Annotated in this window: 15 protein-coding genes and 1 tRNA gene; 4 read left to right on the top strand and 12 right to left on the bottom strand. The window is 50.4% G+C overall.

Annotated features, from left to right (window positions below; all coding sequences use genetic code 11):
• Positions 1 to 21: 21 nt before the first annotated feature.
• The 6 genes from AACQ84_RS03105 to AACQ84_RS03080 form a co-directional block, all read right to left on the bottom strand.
• Complete coding sequence (locus AACQ84_RS03105; protein WP_012306243.1) at positions 22 to 3,030, bottom strand: DEAD/DEAH box helicase; 3,009 nt, start codon at positions 3,028 to 3,030, stop codon at positions 22 to 24.
• 26 nt (positions 3,031 to 3,056) lie between these two features.
• Positions 3,057 to 3,129 (bottom strand) — tRNA-Arg (locus AACQ84_RS03100).
• Between the two features lie 82 nt (positions 3,130 to 3,211).
• Positions 3,212 to 4,435, bottom strand: coding sequence for an ABC transporter permease (locus tag AACQ84_RS03095; RefSeq protein ID WP_012306242.1), 1,224 nt, complete (start codon positions 4,433 to 4,435; stop codon positions 3,212 to 3,214).
• A gap of 81 nt (positions 4,436 to 4,516) precedes the next feature.
• The gene (locus tag AACQ84_RS03090) at positions 4,517 to 5,965 is read right to left on the bottom strand and encodes a bifunctional orotidine-5'-phosphate decarboxylase/orotate phosphoribosyltransferase (protein ID WP_012306241.1); all 1,449 of its coding nucleotides are present in this window, start codon (positions 5,963 to 5,965) and stop codon (positions 4,517 to 4,519) included.
• Positions 5,956 to 6,243: a DUF3288 family protein gene (locus AACQ84_RS03085; RefSeq protein WP_012306240.1), complete on the bottom strand. Its 288-nt coding sequence runs from the start codon at positions 6,241 to 6,243 to the stop codon at positions 5,956 to 5,958. The genes AACQ84_RS03090 and AACQ84_RS03085 overlap by 10 nt, the downstream gene beginning before the upstream one ends.
• Positions 6,244 to 6,314: 71 nt before the next feature.
• A complete protein-coding gene (locus AACQ84_RS03080) occupies positions 6,315 to 7,013 on the bottom strand; it encodes a response regulator transcription factor (protein ID WP_012306239.1) in 699 nt (232 codons plus the stop codon).
• A gap of 94 nt (positions 7,014 to 7,107) precedes the next feature.
• Between AACQ84_RS03080 and AACQ84_RS03075 the strand changes: the two genes are divergently transcribed.
• On the top strand, positions 7,108 to 7,521 hold the full coding sequence (locus AACQ84_RS03075) for a gamma-glutamylcyclotransferase family protein (protein WP_012306238.1): 414 nt from the start codon (positions 7,108 to 7,110) through the stop codon (positions 7,519 to 7,521).
• Here AACQ84_RS03075 and AACQ84_RS03070 read toward each other — a convergent pair.
• The 4 genes from AACQ84_RS03070 to AACQ84_RS03055 form a co-directional block, all read right to left on the bottom strand.
• Entirely contained in the window at positions 7,518 to 8,660 is a 1,143-nt protein-coding gene (locus AACQ84_RS03070) for a 5-(carboxyamino)imidazole ribonucleotide synthase (protein WP_012306237.1), read from the bottom strand. The genes AACQ84_RS03075 and AACQ84_RS03070 overlap by 4 nt on opposite strands.
• A gap of 90 nt (positions 8,661 to 8,750) precedes the next feature.
• Positions 8,751 to 9,923 carry an iron-containing alcohol dehydrogenase family protein gene (locus AACQ84_RS03065; protein ID WP_012306236.1) on the bottom strand — a complete coding sequence of 391 codons (1,173 nt, stop codon included), beginning with the start codon at positions 9,921 to 9,923 and terminating at the stop codon, positions 8,751 to 8,753.
• Positions 9,924 to 9,979: 56 nt separating this feature from the next.
• Positions 9,980 to 10,501, bottom strand: a complete 522-nt coding sequence (locus AACQ84_RS03060; RefSeq protein WP_012306235.1) for a Ycf51 family protein — start codon at positions 10,499 to 10,501, stop codon at positions 9,980 to 9,982.
• Between the two features lie 325 nt (positions 10,502 to 10,826).
• Positions 10,827 to 11,816, bottom strand: a complete 990-nt coding sequence (locus AACQ84_RS03055) for a phosphotransferase enzyme family protein (RefSeq protein WP_012306234.1) — start codon at positions 11,814 to 11,816, stop codon at positions 10,827 to 10,829.
• A gap of 248 nt (positions 11,817 to 12,064) precedes the next feature.
• On the opposite strand from AACQ84_RS03055, the gene AACQ84_RS03050 reads away from it, so the two are divergent.
• The 3 genes from AACQ84_RS03050 to AACQ84_RS03040 all read left to right on the top strand — a co-directional run bounded on the left by AACQ84_RS03050 (position 12,065) and on the right by AACQ84_RS03040 (position 13,820).
• A complete protein-coding gene (locus AACQ84_RS03050) occupies positions 12,065 to 12,277 on the top strand; it encodes a high light inducible protein (RefSeq protein WP_012306233.1) in 213 nt (70 codons plus the stop codon).
• Between the two features lie 161 nt (positions 12,278 to 12,438).
• A complete protein-coding gene (rdgB, locus tag AACQ84_RS03045) occupies positions 12,439 to 13,014 on the top strand; it encodes an RdgB/HAM1 family non-canonical purine NTP pyrophosphatase (protein ID WP_012306232.1) in 576 nt (191 codons plus the stop codon).
• A gap of 2 nt (positions 13,015 to 13,016) precedes the next feature.
• A complete protein-coding gene (locus AACQ84_RS03040) occupies positions 13,017 to 13,820 on the top strand; it encodes a M48 family metallopeptidase (protein WP_041443347.1) in 804 nt (267 codons plus the stop codon).
• A 445-nt stretch (positions 13,821 to 14,265) separates the two neighbouring features.
• Here the strand turns inward: AACQ84_RS03040 and argS are convergent, their stop codons facing one another.
• A complete protein-coding gene (gene argS / locus AACQ84_RS03035) occupies positions 14,266 to 16,023 on the bottom strand; it encodes an arginine--tRNA ligase (protein WP_012306230.1) in 1,758 nt (585 codons plus the stop codon).
• A gap of 44 nt (positions 16,024 to 16,067) precedes the next feature.
• Complete coding sequence (locus tag AACQ84_RS03030) at positions 16,068 to 16,775, bottom strand: phospholipase D family protein (RefSeq protein WP_012306229.1); 708 nt, start codon at positions 16,773 to 16,775, stop codon at positions 16,068 to 16,070.
• Positions 16,776 to 16,782 lie beyond the last annotated feature (7 nt).

Here is a 16,782-nt window from a genome sequence, read left to right as displayed (position 1 = left end):
GGTGTGGGGGAGTTCGCCTGGTTATTCTTCCATGAGGCGATCGCGCTCTAGGAGCAGTAAATCTCGCAGTTGATTTGTATCCAGTTCCGTCAGCCAATTTTCTCCCGTATCAACCGTTTGTTCGGCCAGTTCTTTTTTGCTGGCGATCATGGCACTAATTTTTTCTTCGAGGGTGCCGGTACTGACGAATTTATGCACCTGGACATTTTGCTTCTGGCCAATGCGGAAGGCGCGGTCGGTGGCCTGGTCTTCTACCGCCGGATTCCACCAGCGATCGACGTGGAACACATGGTTGGCGCGGGTTAAATTCAACCCGGTACCCCCTGCTTTGAGGGACAGGATGAAAATAGGCGGGCCATTGGGATCATTTTGAAAGCGATCGCACATCTGTTGGCGGGTCTCCCGTCGGGTCGCTCCGTAGAGGAAAAGGACATCCTGGCCGAGGCGTTCCTGGAGGTAGGGTTGGAGCAGTTTCCCCCATTCAGAAAATTGGGTGAAGATCAAGGCGCGATCGCCTTCGGAGATTAATTCTTCGAGCATTTCTTCGAGGCGGAGTAGCTTGCCGGAACGGGGGGCAAAATTTTTGCCGAGTTTGGGTTTGCTCTGGAGCAGTACAGGGTGATTACAAAGCTGTTTGAGCCGTAGCAGCAGGGTGAGAATTAAGCCGCGCCGTTGGATGCCGTCGGTGTTTTCGATTTCCGCAAGGGATTCATCCACCAGTTTTTGGTAAAGGTTGGCTTGGTCTTTCGAGAGACTACAAAAGACTTCCATTTCCTGTTTTTCGGGCAGGTCTTGGATAATTGTCTTGTCGGTCTTGAGGCGGCGCAGGATAAAGGGTTGGGTGAGCTTACGTAGACTCTGGAGGGTTTGGCGATCGCCATATTTTTCGATGGGAATTGCAAAGCGCCGTTGGAAAAATTGTTGGGTGCCGAGGAAATTGGGATTGAGAAAATCAAGGATTGACCAGAGTTCCTTGAGGCGATTTTCCACGGGGGTTCCCGTGAGGGCAATGCGAAAACCACTGTCGAGGGCGCGCACCGCTTGGGACTGTTTTGCCTGGGGATTTTTGATATTTTGCGCTTCGTCGAGGATCACGCCCTGCCAAGATACTGTGGCTAAATCTTTTTGATCCCGGAAAACCAAGGAATAGCTGGTGAGAATCACATCATATTGCTGGGCCGTACTGGCAAAGGTTTTTCCTTTAGCGCGGCGATCGCCATGGTGAATCAAGGTTTTTAAGCTGGGGGCAAATTTACTGATTTCCCGTTCCCAGTTACTGACTACGGAGGTGGGACAAACCAACAGCACCGGCTGGGTTAGTTTTTTGTTTTCCTGGAGGGTCAATAAAAAGGCGATCGCCTGGATTGTTTTCCCCAGACCCATATCATCGGCGAGGCAAGCCCCCAAGCCCCATTTTTGTAAAAAGCTCAGCCAACTCATCCCCTTGTGCTGGTAGGGCCGGAGCGTCCCCTGGAGCGAGTCCGGTGGCTCAATTAGCTTAAGGGATTCATTATTTGTTAGATGGTCAAGGAGTTCTCGCAACGCCCCAGACGCCTCAAAGCCAATCACAGGCAACTTCGCAAACACCTGGCCCGATTCTGCCCCCAAACGGAGGGCATCCTCGACTCGCAGGGGCTGTTCACCGATTTTTGTTTGGTAAATTTCCTGGGCGGCCCGCACATCAGTGGGTTGGAGGGCGAGCCATTGACCATTGACTTCTACCAAAGGCGATCGCCGCGCGAGGAGATCCTGAAATTCCCGTTCTGTGAGAGTCGTTTCGCCAACGGCCACTGCCAGATTGTACTGCAACAGGCTCTGGAGATTTAAGCGACTTTCATCTTTAACCTGGGCAGAGATTTTAATGCCAAGGCGTACCTCATTGCTTCCGGCTCCTAACCCCTCTGGCAGGATGACCCCCAGGCCCTTATCTCGCAGTTGCCAGGCCACCGAACGGATAAATTCATAGGCTTGGATCGCATCGAGGGGACAACCACAGGGCTGCGGCCCCCCTAAACTTTCACCAATGGGTTCGTACAACCGGGACGCCAGGCCTAGACCCTTTAATAAAATTTCCTGGGGTTGACTCGGATCTTGCCAAACCTGATCCGCTGTGACAATACTTGCCGCATTTCCCAAGGCCTGCAAACCATATTGCAATTGCCAATGGTCTTGGGCCGCGGTGGGGGGCAACAGTTGGAAACAGGCGCGAAATAGGGGCTGCTTCAGGGCAAAATCCGGCGGATTTACCAAATATTCCCGCACGGGAAACGTCCAATTTTCATAGGCATGGCCCAGTTGACGGGGCAGATCTTCAAAGGTGGCCTTGGCTTTGGAAAGGCGATCGCACCAGGGAAACACCACAGAGGTTTTCGGAAAATTTTGTAGGGGCTTGGCATGGGGACGCACCTGGGCATCGACCATCGCCGTGAGAAAACTCAATAACACCTGGGCTGGCCTTTGACCGACCGCACAAATGCCTGGCATCTGTTGCAAAAACTGGGCAAACCGCTGTTGTTCTGTGACGCTATCTAACAAAGGTACCCACGTCGCCAGGGCTTCTCCCGTTGGGAGGGGGGTCACATGGGGCAGAAATTTACACCGCACAACTAGATCAAGACTCCAGCGGCACACCTGCCACCAAAACCGGAGATCCCCCGCAAGGGCCTCATCGGTGAGGGGTAATGTTTGAATAATATTCGTGGCTTGGCGAGCGTTTAAGGCAAGGCCCGCAATTTGCCAGTCGGCCCACACGAGTTGATTGGGAATCTGGGTTTGATTAGACAAGAGTGGGATCGAGGGTTTTGTCTTGGTGCCTTTGGTACTGGGTAGAGAAAACGTCGTTTCTAGCCACTGGGCATTTTCGGGCATCGTCACCCCATGAGCCTGGAGTTGAGCTTCAAGGCTTTGGCGATCGCCCCCAAAAGGATAAGCGGGCGGGCTGACTGCGGACTCACTGCGCCAGACCTCACTCCACAGAAAAAAGTAGGATTGCTGTGCCTGAAAAATCCAAGTGCCGTGTACCAGTGCCATAGACGATATGTATTTATCGAGAAAAACGGACGCAGCAGGATTCGAACCTGCGACCGACCGCTTAGAAGGCGGTTGCTCTATCCACTGAGCTATGCGTCCAAGGGTTTTGGGCTAATAAAGTATAGCAGATTGAAGTTTGGCTGTAGACCCCGGTCTATCTCCGTTGCCGGGGGGGAGAGCGTCAATCGCTGCGGAGGGCAACAATCGGGTCTAAACGGGCCGCCTGTCGCGCCGGAAACACCCCAAAAAATAAGCCAATTCCCCCAGAAACGCCCACCGCCATCACAATCGCTGTCACAGAAATAGGGGCCGCCAGAGGGGTCAATGCATTAGCGAGAAACACTCCCCCTAGGCCTAGACCTGTCCCAAAGATCCCACCGATTCCCGCCAGGATCACCGATTCAATCAGGAACTGATATAAGACGTCGTTTTCTGTGGCACCAAGGGCTTTACGGAGACCAATTTCCTTCGTGCGCTCGGTGACAGACACCAACATAATATTCATAATGCCAATCCCACCAACGAGGAGAGAAATACCGGCGATCGCCGCCAACATTGTGGTTAAAGCCCCGGTAATTGTATTCGCCACATCCAATAGATCCTGTTGACTCTGGACACTAAAATCATCCTCATCAACAATCTTATGGCGGAGCCGCAGCAGGTTTTCGATCTGAAAGGTCATCGCCCTGACCCGGTCTTCACTTTCACCGGAAACAGAGATAAAGGTTAACTCGGTGCCATAGGGAGACGTGCGTCCCACCACCTGGTTGGACATCGTGGTTAGGGGCATATAAACGGCGTTGTCTTGGTTGGTGCCAAAGGAAGCTCCTTTTTCTTCTAAAACGCCAATCACATCAAAAGTTAGATTTTTAACCCGGAGTTTTTGACCCACCGGCTCAATATTTGGAAAAAGCTCCGTGGCAATCTCAGACCCAATCACAGCAACGCGCTTATTGCGCTCCACATCACTGTCGGTCACAAACCGTCCTTGGGCCAGGGTGAATTCGCGCACATCAATGAATTCGGGGGTAATCCCCAAAAGCAAGGAATCTTTATTAATCCCGCGAAATGTGACTAAACCGCGACTATTAATCTGGGGAGCCACCGCCGCTACGTTTGGCACCTGTTCGGCGATCGCCTGGGCATCTTCCCAAACGAGGGTCTTGGGTAAATCGATGGTGGTGCGCTGGGCCGCCCGCGATCCAGGGATGATAAATAAAACATTGGAGCCGAGGGATTCAAACTGCTCTGTAGCAAGTTTTTGGGCACCTTGACCTAAACCGACCATGGCAATCACGGACGCATTACCAATGATGATGCCGAGCATCGTTAACCCACTGCGCATTTTGTTGGTGCGGAGGGTGGCGATCGCCATTTGTAAATGCTCAAACAGATGTAATCCCATGGGGCCGTCGTCGATAAAGGTGCTTCTTCTCTACTGTACGCAAAAGACCCAAGCCCTGGCAGAATTTTGTCCGAAAAAAGCTCAATGGCTCACGAGGCAATCATACTGACTCTGGTTAATGCGACCCGCTTGGAAAAGGGTTTCGGTGATTTCAGAAATGGTTAAAATGGCGTGGGCTTGATATCCTTGGGCCTGGAGCCGATCCTTAACGCCCGCTTCGTGGTCTATGAGAACTACCATCTCCTGCACGGTGAGGCCCGCCGACTCCAGTTTTTTCGCCCCCTCAACGATACTTTTGCCCGTAATCAGCACGTCATCGACGACCAAAATCGTTTCCCCTGGCTCAAAATGGCCCTCAATCACCCGCCTCGTCCCGTGGGCCTTGACTTCCTTACGGGGGAAAATCATCGGGTAATTTAATTTCAGAGCCAACCCCGTTGCCGTCGGGAGCGAACCATAGGGAATCCCGGCGATACGGTCAAATTTCAGGTTTTTGGCGATCGCCCCGTAGGCATTGAGCACCTGGTTAAAAACCTGGGGGTTAGAAATAATTTTGCGCAGATCAATGTAATAGGAAAACGTCGCTCCGGAGGCCTGGACATATTCCCCAAAGAGCAGACAGCCCAGGTCAAACAACTGCACAATCAACTCCGCCTGGGGGTGCGCTGCGGGGAAATTTGTCGGTACTTGGAGCAAATCACACCGGGCATTGCTGGGGGTATAACGCTGGCGGATGTCTTCAATCTTTTGCCGTAGCTGGGCGACGGGTTGCCGACAATCCGTTTGACTCAGGTCATCGTTGGGAATGGGAATTAAGAGGCCAGACCCATTGGAATTTAAACCCTGGTGCACAATTTCTTCGAGGTTTTCACTCCGTTGCCAGATACTGCGGGCGAGAATCCACCGTTCCGGGGCAATGGCACGTACTTGGCGAAAAACCGCCGGGCGATCGCCCCCAATTTCTAGGAAAAGTTGTTCCGGGGTGCCCCACTGTTTGATTTCTTGGATCAGGTGCAGATAAAAAGGCCGTTGCGGGTCGGGGTAATTTTGCAGGGGAAAGGCGCCGGGGTTCGAGGTGCGGCATTGCAAGAAAACGCCTTTGTCGGGATAGAGCAAAAAAGGGGCAACGTGGTCTTGGCCCGGGTAGGCGCTGAGGGTGACTGCATCCACTTGCCACGCCTCAAAAATCGCCTGGGCGAAAAGGCTGCTGGTATTGAGATCGGCGTGTTTCGCATCGAGAATAATGGGGATATCAGGCGGAATATGGGCTAAAACTGTTTCTAACAGTTGCAACCCCGGTACACCCAAGGCTTGATAAAAACCGAGGGTTGGTTTGTAGGCACAGACGAGATCCTGGGTCTGGTCAATAATCCCCAAAAGCCACGTTTTCAGGTTCTGAATTAAATCTCCGGTGCGCAAAGAATCCGGCAGCATTTCCGGGTTCGGATCGAGGCCCGCCACGAGGAGGGTCTTTTGGGCGGCGATCGCCCCAGTGAGTTTTTCGGTGAAAGTTGCGGGTGCTAGCTCCAATCCTGTTGCTCCTCGCCATGGCGTAGATGTTTGTAGGCCCGCCCGGCCGCATGGATTTCCCTTGTTTTAGCGAATAAAACGTCCTCCGTCAGGCCCCACTGTTGGAACAGCAATTTCAAATCCTGTTGAATTTCCCTTGCCCCGGGGAAGCCGTCATAGCGCAGATGGAGCCGTGCCAATTCCACCAGGGCATTTTCTGTGGGTTCTCCCTTGAGGAGACTATCCACAATCAGGCGATCGCGGTTGGCTTGGGGATGGACTTGATCTTGTTGGGGCATCGTCGCGTATAGAACTACAACTACAAAAAAAGCTAAATCATGGCGCAAGACCGAAGGAATTACTTCGTCAACTATTGCGTTAAACCGTGCTTGAGGGCGTAGCGTACCAATTCTGTCCGACTATTGGTTCCCGTTTTGCTAAATAGGCGACTAACATACTTTTCAACATTGCGGACGCTGGTTTCGAGCTCCTTGGCAATTTCTTTATTCATCAGTCCCTGGGCCACGAGGTCAAGGACACTTTGCTCCCTGGGGGTCAGGTCAATTTTTAAAGGCGGTGGGGTGGTGACCAATTGATTTTGCTGGCCGAGGAATTGCTTAATCTCCCGGAGATCCTGGGCGATGCCTTCGAGATTGCTGCCACCACCGTCTTGTTGTTCGGCGATCGCCGCCTCCCTGGTGAGGAGATTTTTGACAATGGCTTCGAGTTCTTCGGGTTCAAAGGGTTTCGGTAAATAGGCATCACAGCCTGCTTGGTAGCCTTGGATGCGATCGCCAGTCATGCCACGGGCCGTTAGAAAAATTACCGGAAGCGTTTTAAAGCGCGGATCTTCGCGCAGTTGCCCCAAAAACTGATAGCCATCCACCTGGGGCATCATAATATCAGAAATGACCAAATCCGGTGTAAACGTTTGCAAAACATCCCAGGCTTTTGTGGCATTCTCAGCGGTGGTGACGGTTAGGGCTTCATCATCTTCTAAATAGGCTTGAACCGCCTCCCGGACGCCCGGTTCATCATCGACAAGCAAAATATTGTAGCGTTTATCCATCGCCCATTTTCCCCTTACGAAAGCGCATGATCTTGCCCCTGATTATAGCTTTTCACGGTTTTGCCCTCTGTTGTTCTTTGTCGGAAATCACACCATGCTCAAGGTTTTCGTGTATGGCACCCTCCAGCCAGGAGAAGCAAATTTTCCCCGCTACTGTGCCCCCTATCACCCCCACATTGAGAAGGCTTTCATCCCAGGGAAGCTTTATCAGTTACCGGTGGGTTATCCGGCCCTCACCCCAGAGCCTGGCTGGGTAGAGGGTTGTCTGTTGCGATTCAGGGATCCCAATGTTTTAGGGAAACTAGATGTCCTTGAAGATTATCAACCGGGGCGATCGCCAAGCCTCAATGAATACCAGCGGCGTCAAGCGCCTGTTTACACGGAGACAAAAACGCTCCTGACGGAGGCTTGGGTCTATGGGATGACCCCAGAAAAGGTTGCCCAACTGGGAGGGACGCCTTTCTCTGGTTCCCGCTGGACGGCTAACCAAAACTTCTCGAACTTCTAGGTGGGGCTAGAGTCACCATACCAAATGGCTTCAATTTGCTGGGCGATCGCCACCAATGTTTCTCGGTCATTCGTCTCACTTAAAACTGTGACATGACCCAGCTTGCGGCCTGGACTGGCGCTGGTTTTGTCGTACCAGTGGACATGGCTATGGGGAAATTGGCTCAGCATTTGCCGTTTGTGGGCATAGTTCCCCGTGCTGTGCTCAAACCCTAGTAAATTCACCATCACCGCCCCAGGGGTGATCATCTTGGGGTTCCCTAAAGGCAAATCGGCGATCGCCTGGAGTTGCATTGCAAACTGCGAAGTCTGACAAGCATCCAAACTAAAATGGCCGGAATTGTGGGTGCGGGGCGCGATTTCATTGACTAATACTTGTCCTTCGGGAGTGAGAAACAGCTCAATCCCCATAATGCCCACCAGATTTAACCCTTCAGCTAAGGTACGGGCAATCTTTTCGACCTGATTTACTACATCTTGAGCGATCGCCGCAGGGGCCAGCACCCAACGACACACTTGATCAATCTGTTGGGTTTCCACCGTCGGAAAGGTGCGAATTTCTCCCCGGCGGTTGCGCGTTACCATCACCGCCAATTCCTGCTCAAAGGGCACAAACGCTTCTAAAAGTAAGGGAGTATCAGCTAAATCCGTTGGTAAAGTCTGTAACGCCGCAGCATCTTTCACGATAAATGTCCCTTTGCCGTCATAACCATGGCGACGGGCCTTCACGACCAGTGGAAATTCCCAACCAGAGGGGAGCAGTTCCCCCAGTTGCCAAGGGACAAAGGTCGGCACCGGAATACCAAACCGTTGACAACAGCGCCGTTGATCATATTTATCCAAGAGGGCAGCGAGGAAAGGCAGAGAAGGGAAGAATTTTGCCCCCCGTTTAACGAGGGTATCGAGGGCTTCGAGATCAACAAATTCATTTTCAAAGGTGACCACATGGCAGTTTTCCACCAGCTTGGCCGTGGACTCTAAATCGTCGATCGCCCCAATGATCACTTGATCAGCATTAGAAACCGCCGGATCACTGGCGTTGGGTGTTTGTACCCACAGTTCCATGCCGAGGCTCCGGGCTTCTGCTCCCATCATCCAGGCGAGTTGTCCGCCGCCAATGACACCCACTTTATGTTTCATGCTCTTGTTTTTGCCGTTTTTATATGGATTGCCCGTGCCCCATTAAACCCTAGGAGGGCTGCCGGATGTCAATTGTCTAGATCCGCGAGCCTAAGCCTGAGCTTTAGTTACCTCTGGGGCAGACTGGGGCTCAGAGGCGGTACTCTCTCTGGTTGCTTCTGTGGAAACCATCGCCGCCATTAACTGGTCTGGGTTGACGGTAAAGGGTAAACGGTGGATGTCTGACTGGGGCTGACAGGTGATCTCTGCCACCTGGCGCAGCTCGGCCAAGGTCATTGTATTCAGACCGAGATCAGCGAGGCTCTTCGGTAAGCCAATATCGCGGTAAAACTGGAGGAGCTGTTGGCGGGCGGTCTCAGCCAGTTGACTTTTTTGGCAGACTTCTTCGAGGCGGAGTTGCACCAAAATGCCGTAGGCAACTTTTTCTCCGTGCAAAATGCCATGGGCCGCAGGTAGGTGGGTTAACCCATTGTGAACCGCGTGGGCGGCCACGGTGCGACAGTTTGCCCCTCCCAAGCCACCGATCACGCCAGCGAGGAGAACTGTTGCATCAACGACTTCCTGCCATTCGGGACTGTGGACATCGGCGATCGCCTGGGAGGATTTTTGAAAGAGGAGATCCCGGAGAATCCGCGCTTCTTGGACGGCGGCAATGGTGAGGGTCTGGGGGGAATGGCCACTGCTGACGGAAGCTTCGTACCATTTGGCGATCGCATCCCCAATCCCGGCAATCAGAGTCCGTTGCGGCGCCGTGCGTACCAACTCGTAGTCCAGGATCAACAGATTCGGACATTGCTCCAAGGCCACATCATATTGAAAGGCCCCCTGGTCAGAATAAATATTCGACAGAGCTGTCCAAGCAGCACAAGTAGCCGCCGAGGTGGGCACGGTCACAATGGGGCAACGTTGCTGATGGGCAAGGAGCTTGGCTGTATCGAGGGCTTTACCGCCACCGATACCGATGACAAAATCTGCTTTGTGGGCTTTAAATTTTTTGTTGAGTTCCTGGAGGGACGCTTCGGAACAGTCAGGACTGTAGCTGCCACTGGCGAGATCGAGTTTTTTTTGCTCGGCTAGGGTTTGGAGCGGATCTGCCAATTTTTCGAGGCTCTGCTGCCCTCCCACCACAAAAGGACGTTTTCCCCACCGGGCGATCGCCGCACCAGCTTGGGCTAGGGCGTTATTTCCCTTGAGTACTTGGGCCGGCGCAATCAGCACTTGCATGGGAACAGTTTGGGTTTGGGTAGCAGCAGGCTTTTTCATGGGTATTGGTAGCGAAGAAATGGCGACGAAACGGTTGAGAAAAACTTCCCTAGATCCTAACTAATCGCATTGGGTTGGGGCAGCTTTTTGAGATTTTCTGGATAAAGCTGGATGTCCAGGGCTCCATTTTCACGGTCAGCAATGGCGCGTTGGACTTGACCCAGATAGAGGGGTTCGGAAACGCCGGGTTCGGGATGACTCATGACCCGGAGGCGCACGGTAAATTTATTATCGCCATTGCCAATGCGGCCGTAGGAAAAGAGGTCATTGGAAGCTTGGCGGAGGGTTGCATTGACTTCCTCGGCAGTCACTTCAGGCTTCACGGAGACAACGGCTAGGTTGGCACCATTGTCGTAAACCAGGGCATAGCGCACGGCCCCCGGCACGACACTACGGCTAAAGAGTCCTAAGCTGAGGCCAAACAAACCAATGGTGAGCACAATCATAAAGCCGGTGGTGCCGACTAAGCGGAAACGGATGCCCCACTTAAAAAGAAACGCGGCGATCGCCAAGACCGCAAAGAATAAGGTGGCGTAGGCAGACCACTGGGTATAAAGGGCAAAATCTAAATTTTCCATGGGTCAGTTCGGTAAAAACGTTTTGGCACAAGGCCAGTGCAGTTAATTAAGGGATCATTAAAAGTTGTGGCTTCCATTATCCCAGCAAGGGCCCCAAGAAAAAACCAGCGAGGCGATCGCTGGCATGACTCAAGCTTGTTGTTGTTTTTGCATCGAAAAAATACAAGATTTCAAACCACGCGTTCCCAGCACGAAGCCCGAAATATTTCTTTACACAACGCTAAGTGTAGCAGAACATACCATTTTTGATCAGGGAATTTTTCAACTTTTCGCGATATTTTCCCTCAGCCTGGGTCATGTCACATAGATTTATCACTGGGGAGATTTAGAATAATTGCCAATCCCGCGAAGATAAAGCCTTGAGCCGTTCTAGCCGCTGGGTGAGGTAGTGACGATCCAGTTGGCTGTTGTTAAAAATTTGAATACTGGTGAGACTGATGCGCCACGACCAAATATAAGCCAGTTGGGTGAGGGCCTGGAGGGCCGCCTGTTCCTGGGCGACAAAGGTGGTTTGGGACTCATAGCCCGCGATAAAGGCTTCTCGCACCCGTCGCTGGAGACCTGTGGTGAGTGCCCCCTGGAAAAATTTGCCAATTTCAAAGGCGCGCCAACCGTAGCCGCATTGGTCAAAGTCGAAGAGGGTGAGCTGATGATCTTCGGTGAAATGGACGTTGCCGCAGTGGGCATCACCCCAACAGACCGACCAGAGGGGCTTTTCCTTGGGGAGTTGCGCTAAAGTTTCACGGATTTTGTGGGCAATGTCCTGCATGAAACCCCAATCCCGGGGGCGATCGCCAAAAAACGGCAAAATCACGCCCAAGGATTCATCCAACAAATACTCAAGGTCTAGGGGTTTGCGCGGGTGGTCACAGATAAAGTCTTGGCTGACCTGATGGATCTGCGCCACCACTGCCCCTAAATGACGACTTTGGCTTTCGTTCCACCCCCCTAGGGCAATTTCCCCTGGGGCAAAGGGAAACAGAGTGGCATAGCGATCGCCTTCTGGAGCCTGAATTTTGACCGCCCATTCACCAGCTTCCGTCGGTAAAGGAGCCGCCACCGGTAAACCCTGGGCCTTGAGAAAATTTAAAAAATCGAGCTCGAAAAAAATTTCCGTGGGCGATCGCCAATGGTGATGGGAGACCCGCAAGACAAACGTATCCTGGGCTGCTTGCACAAAATAAATATCACTCAAGCCCCGATTCCATAACTCACATTGGCTGACGGTCTTAAGGCCATATTGCGGCAGCACACGCTCCCGGAGGGCGATCGCCGATAGCGTGGAGTAAATGACGGGGAAATCCGAGCAGACCATAGACCGCAGCCCCTCAGGTGCAGGACAAATCAACTATCAACCTAAAAAGATATGGGCCAAAAATCTGTAGCCCATGGCACCATCTTCCAGAACATCAAGAAAAAGTTTGCAATTCTTTTCTAAAATGGGATAAACGCTTACACTTGCAGCTTTTGTCAACCTCGAAAAATAAAATGTTGCAAATTGTTACAAAACTTGTTAATCTTGAATCAAGATAAAAAACAACCTAATTTACCCCAGATAAAAATATGGCTAAAAAATACCAAGGCAACATCATCGACGACCAAGGCAAAATGAATACCTTTGCCGTAGAGCCCACCGTTTACGTCCAAGAAAATCCCCGCGTCGGCTTTACCGAATACGCAGAAAAATTCAATGGTCGCGCCGCAATGATCGGTTTTGCTTCTTTACTTCTTCTCGAAATCTTCACCGGCCACGGTGTCATTGGTATTTTTCAGTAAGACCAACAGCTTTTAATTTTTTCAAACAACATCTCAACAGCATAAGTTTGTGTAGGGCGGCCCTTGGTCGTCTTTTTTTTAGCAAATTTCCTTAAAATAGGAGTCGCTGCCCGGTACTCCCGGTTAACTTTTTTAATTTCTCATCCAGATATTTAACGCCCATGCCCGTCCTTGTCGTCGCCACCGGAAACCCCGGTAAATTACAGGAAATGCAAGCCTATCTCCAGGATTTGCCCTGGGAATTGCAGCTCAAGCCCCCGGAACTCAACATCGAAGAAACAGGCACAACGTTTCTCGAAAATGCAGCTCTCAAGGCCTCTCAGGTGGCAAAGGCCCTCAACCAATGGGCGATCGCCGATGATTCTGGTTTAGCCGTCGAAGCCCTCAACGGTGCCCCTGGTCTGTATTCAGCCCGCTACGGCACCACCGACCAAGAACGCATTGAACGTCTGTTAACGGAACTGGGCAACAACCCCAATCGCCGCGCGAAATTTATCTGTGCAGTGGCGATCGCCAAACCAGACGGTACCATTGCCGCCCAAGTGCAAGGAGACTGTCCCGGAGAAATCCTCCCGGAACTGCGGGGGAGAGGGGGCTTTGGCTATGACCCCATTTTTTATGTGCCAGAATATCAACAGACCTTTGCGGAAATGTCAGCGGCGCTCAAACATAACGTCAGTCACCGGGGCCAAGCCTTTGCACTGCTGTTGCCGCGTCTTGCCACACTCCTCGATTAACGATGCCTGCTCCCCCAACCCCAGAAGATCGCAACCCTGAAGCGTCCCTCCGAGAACTCCTTACCCTTGGGAGCATGTTTCTCTGTGCGATCGCCCTCTTGATTTGGCTATTAAACTTCAGTGTCAACTGGCTCATTGTCCAGATGCCCGTGAGTTGGGAACAACGGTTAGGGCAAGCCCTGGTCAAAATCTACGAACCCCAAGCCGAACCTTCGCCTGCCCAAGATGAACTAAATGCCCTGCTTGACCGCCTGGAAGCAGAAATTCCTACTGGCGCTAAAGAAAAACGCGACTACCAACTCCTCTATATTCCCCAGCATGTGGTTAATGCCGCGGCCCTGCCGGGGGATACGGTATTGGTCTATCAAGGGTTGTTAGATCAAATGGACTCAGAAAACGCCTTAATGATGGTGTTGGGCCATGAAATCGGTCACTTTGCCAACCGAGACCACCTGCGTAATATTGGTCGGGCTCTCGTAATCCGTACAGTGATTTCCTCTATTTTTGGTGATGTCAGTTGGTTGGGAGATGTCGCGCAAATTGTCAGTACCTCGCGCTTTTCCCAAGCCCAAGAAAAACAAGCCGATGAATATGGTTTAGATTTGCTCTATGCCACCTATGGACAGGTCGCTGGTGCAACGGATTTCTTTGAGGCGATGAGCCAAAAACAAGGGGCCAATTGGGATTTTCTTGCGACCCACCCGGCCCCCGCAAAACGAGTGCAACACCTCAAAACGTTAATTCAGCAAAGGGGCTACCCCATCGGTGAATATACCCCTCTGCCAGAGGTATTAACCCAAGATTAATCTACCGCTGTTTGGGATGATTTTCCCCTAAACAAGGCGAAAGCCTACTCAGGGGAGCAGGCTTACAATCCAAATTTAACTAACAAAAAGATTTACCAAACAACAAAACGAGGTTAACAACGAACCCAACAAGCGCTTCTCGAAAAACGGTACCTAACAGGCAGTGATTATAGCCCGATTACCCGATTCCGTTAGGGGGAATAACCGAGTCTATCTTCAACTTGAAATGTTGAGAAGGACTTCTGGGCGAGACCGAACAAAGGAGGTACAACCGCTCAATCTCTTCGTCCGAATAAAAGCTTTTTCAGAACTTTTATTTTGTACCTTGCTTATAAGGTATCAGCAAAGATAGGTAGCGGTGATGGATACTTTATATCTTGTAATATTTGCTTATCGATCTCGCGGGCGATGTTGGCAACTCTTCTGAGGGAATAAGGGTTTAGGACTACATTCGGTCTAGCACCTCAATCCCCAGGAGAGATAAACCCAATTTGAGGGTGCGGGCCGTGGTGTCGGCGAGGATTAACCGGGAAATGCGGCGATCGCCTTCTGCCTTGAGGATCGGGCAAGCCTCATAAAATTGGTTGAATTTGCGACTGAGGTCATAGAGGTATTCACAGAGGCGATTGGGCATCAGATCCTGCTCAACGCTCATCAGGACTTCACTCAGTTGCAGTAAATGTTTAGCCAGGGTCAGTTCAGCGGCCTCTTCAAGAATAATCGGCGTATCGGTGGGTAGGGTGCTGAGGTCAATGCCCCCTTGGCGACTGACCCCTTGGACACGCACATAGGCATAGAGCATATAGGGTGCCGTGTTGCCCTGGAGCGCCAACATTTTATCGAAGCTAAAGATGTAATTACTGGTGCGATTTTGGCTCAGGTCAGCATATTTCACAGCTCCAATCCCGACCACCTGGGAGACTTTTTCGATGAAGTCTGCTGTTTCCTGGCGTTCATCTTCGGCGAGACGTTTTTCTAAATCAGCGCGGGAGCGGTTGACAGCTTCATCCAATAAATCCTTGAGCTTGATCGTATCGCCAGCACGGGTTTTGAGTTTTTTGCCATCTTCCCCTTGCACAAGGCCGAAGGGCACATGGACAACTTCCACATCATCGGGTAAAAACCCAGCGCGCTCTGCCACCTGGAACACCTGGGCAAAATGTCCGGCCTGACCAGAGTCTGTCACATAGATGATCCGTTTGGCCTGATCTTCTTTGATCCGATAACGAATTGCCGCCAAATCGGTGGTGGCATAGTTAAAGCCCCCGTCAGATTTTTGGACGATCAATGGTAGGCGATCGCCATCTTTATTTTTAAACCCTTCGAGGAAAACACATTGCGCCCCGGCATCTTCTTCTAATAAGCCCACTTCGTCCAATGCCGTTAGGACATCCGCCAGATACGGATTGTAAAAAGACTCGCCCCGTTCCGTTAATTTGATATCTAGAATGTCATAGATCTTTTGAAATTCTCGGCGGGATTGTTCACAGAGCAATTGCCACGCTTTTTGACTTTCTTCATCCCCAGATTGTAATTTTACGACTTGATTTCGAGAGGCTTCTTTAAAGGCTTCATCTTCATCAAAACGAACCTTTGCTTTTTTATAAAATGCGACCAAATCACCAATATCGAGGGCATCTGCTTTCGTTAAAGCATCAGGGTAAACTTCCTTTAAATAGGTGATCAACATCCCGAATTGCGTGCCCCAATCCCCCACATGGTTGAGGCGTAAAACATCCTGGCCCCGAAACTCTAAAATCCGCGCAATAGAATCCCCAATAATCGTTGAGCGGAGGTGGCCAACGTGCATTTCTTTAGCAATATTCGGACTAGAAAAATCTACAATGACTTTCTGGGGATTTTCTGCTGGCTCAATGGCCAGGCGATCGCTTTGCTGGACTTCCTTCAAAAGTGTGGCTAAATAGCTCGGTTTGAGGCTGAAGTTAATAAAACCAGGCCCAGCAATGGTCGGATTTTCACAAGTATCAGCAATATCTAAAGCTTCAATAATACTTTGGGCAATTTCTCTGGGATTTTTCTTCAGTATTTTCGTTAGCGACAGGGCAACATTAGACTGATAATCACCAAATTTCGGATTACTAGCAGGGACAACAAGGGGATCAGTATCTTTAAGATCTTCGCCAAATGCCTTGATCAGAGCCTCAGAAACAGCCGTTTTTAATTGCGATAAAATAGACTTCATGATAAATAATTACTTTTTAAACTTTGACGATATAAAAATATTTTTTATGCTTTGTTTGCTGCAAAGCAAGTTTTACAAATGGGCTTAACAAGTGATGTCTTCACTTCCAGGCCACATTGATGACAATATTTTTCTGGATGTTTACGATTTTTGAATTTCACCCAAGCAACATAGCATTTAGAACACAAGGGACGGTGAGTATTTAAGGGAATATCGCCGCGACAACGAATACAGAAGGCTTTTGTTTCTGTTACTTGATTATCTTGAGATACAGTATTTTGTTCAGATGTCTGGGGCGGAGATGCTAAAGGCTCACCCGTCGCGTCACAACGTTGAGCAGCGGCAAGAATTGATTTTACTTCTCGACAAGTATCGACATATATTTGATTGTCTTCTTGTCGATTGATTAAGATTCCCATTTCGCGATTATTCTTCTCTGAAAATTCATACATATTCATTGAAGTGATAATCATTTCTTGTTCATTAAAGTAGCATTTTGCATGGAGATTTGGAGAATAAAGAATATCCAAATTCTTAAAGTTTCTTACTACTTCAATTTCTGCTTGTCTAAGTTTGTTTTGACTATAAACAACAACAATCTTAATATTTCTGCGCTCTGCATCCTGTAACCTTTCTAATAAAGTTCTTGAAAGGAATAAATAGGGAGAAAGAAGGATGATATTTGTTTTAGCACCAATAATGATTTGTTCAATGTGATAAGAAGTGCCAGATGTAGTTAAAAACTTAGCCATGCTTTTT

Origin of the sequence: Picosynechococcus sp. PCC 7002 (assembly GCF_963860125.1) — a bacterium.
In the GTDB taxonomy this organism is placed as follows: Bacteria; Cyanobacteriota; Cyanobacteriia; order Cyanobacteriales; family MRBY01; genus MRBY01.
The sequence above is the reverse complement of the archived record's forward strand: the minus strand, read 5'-3'. Positions and strand labels throughout refer to the sequence as shown.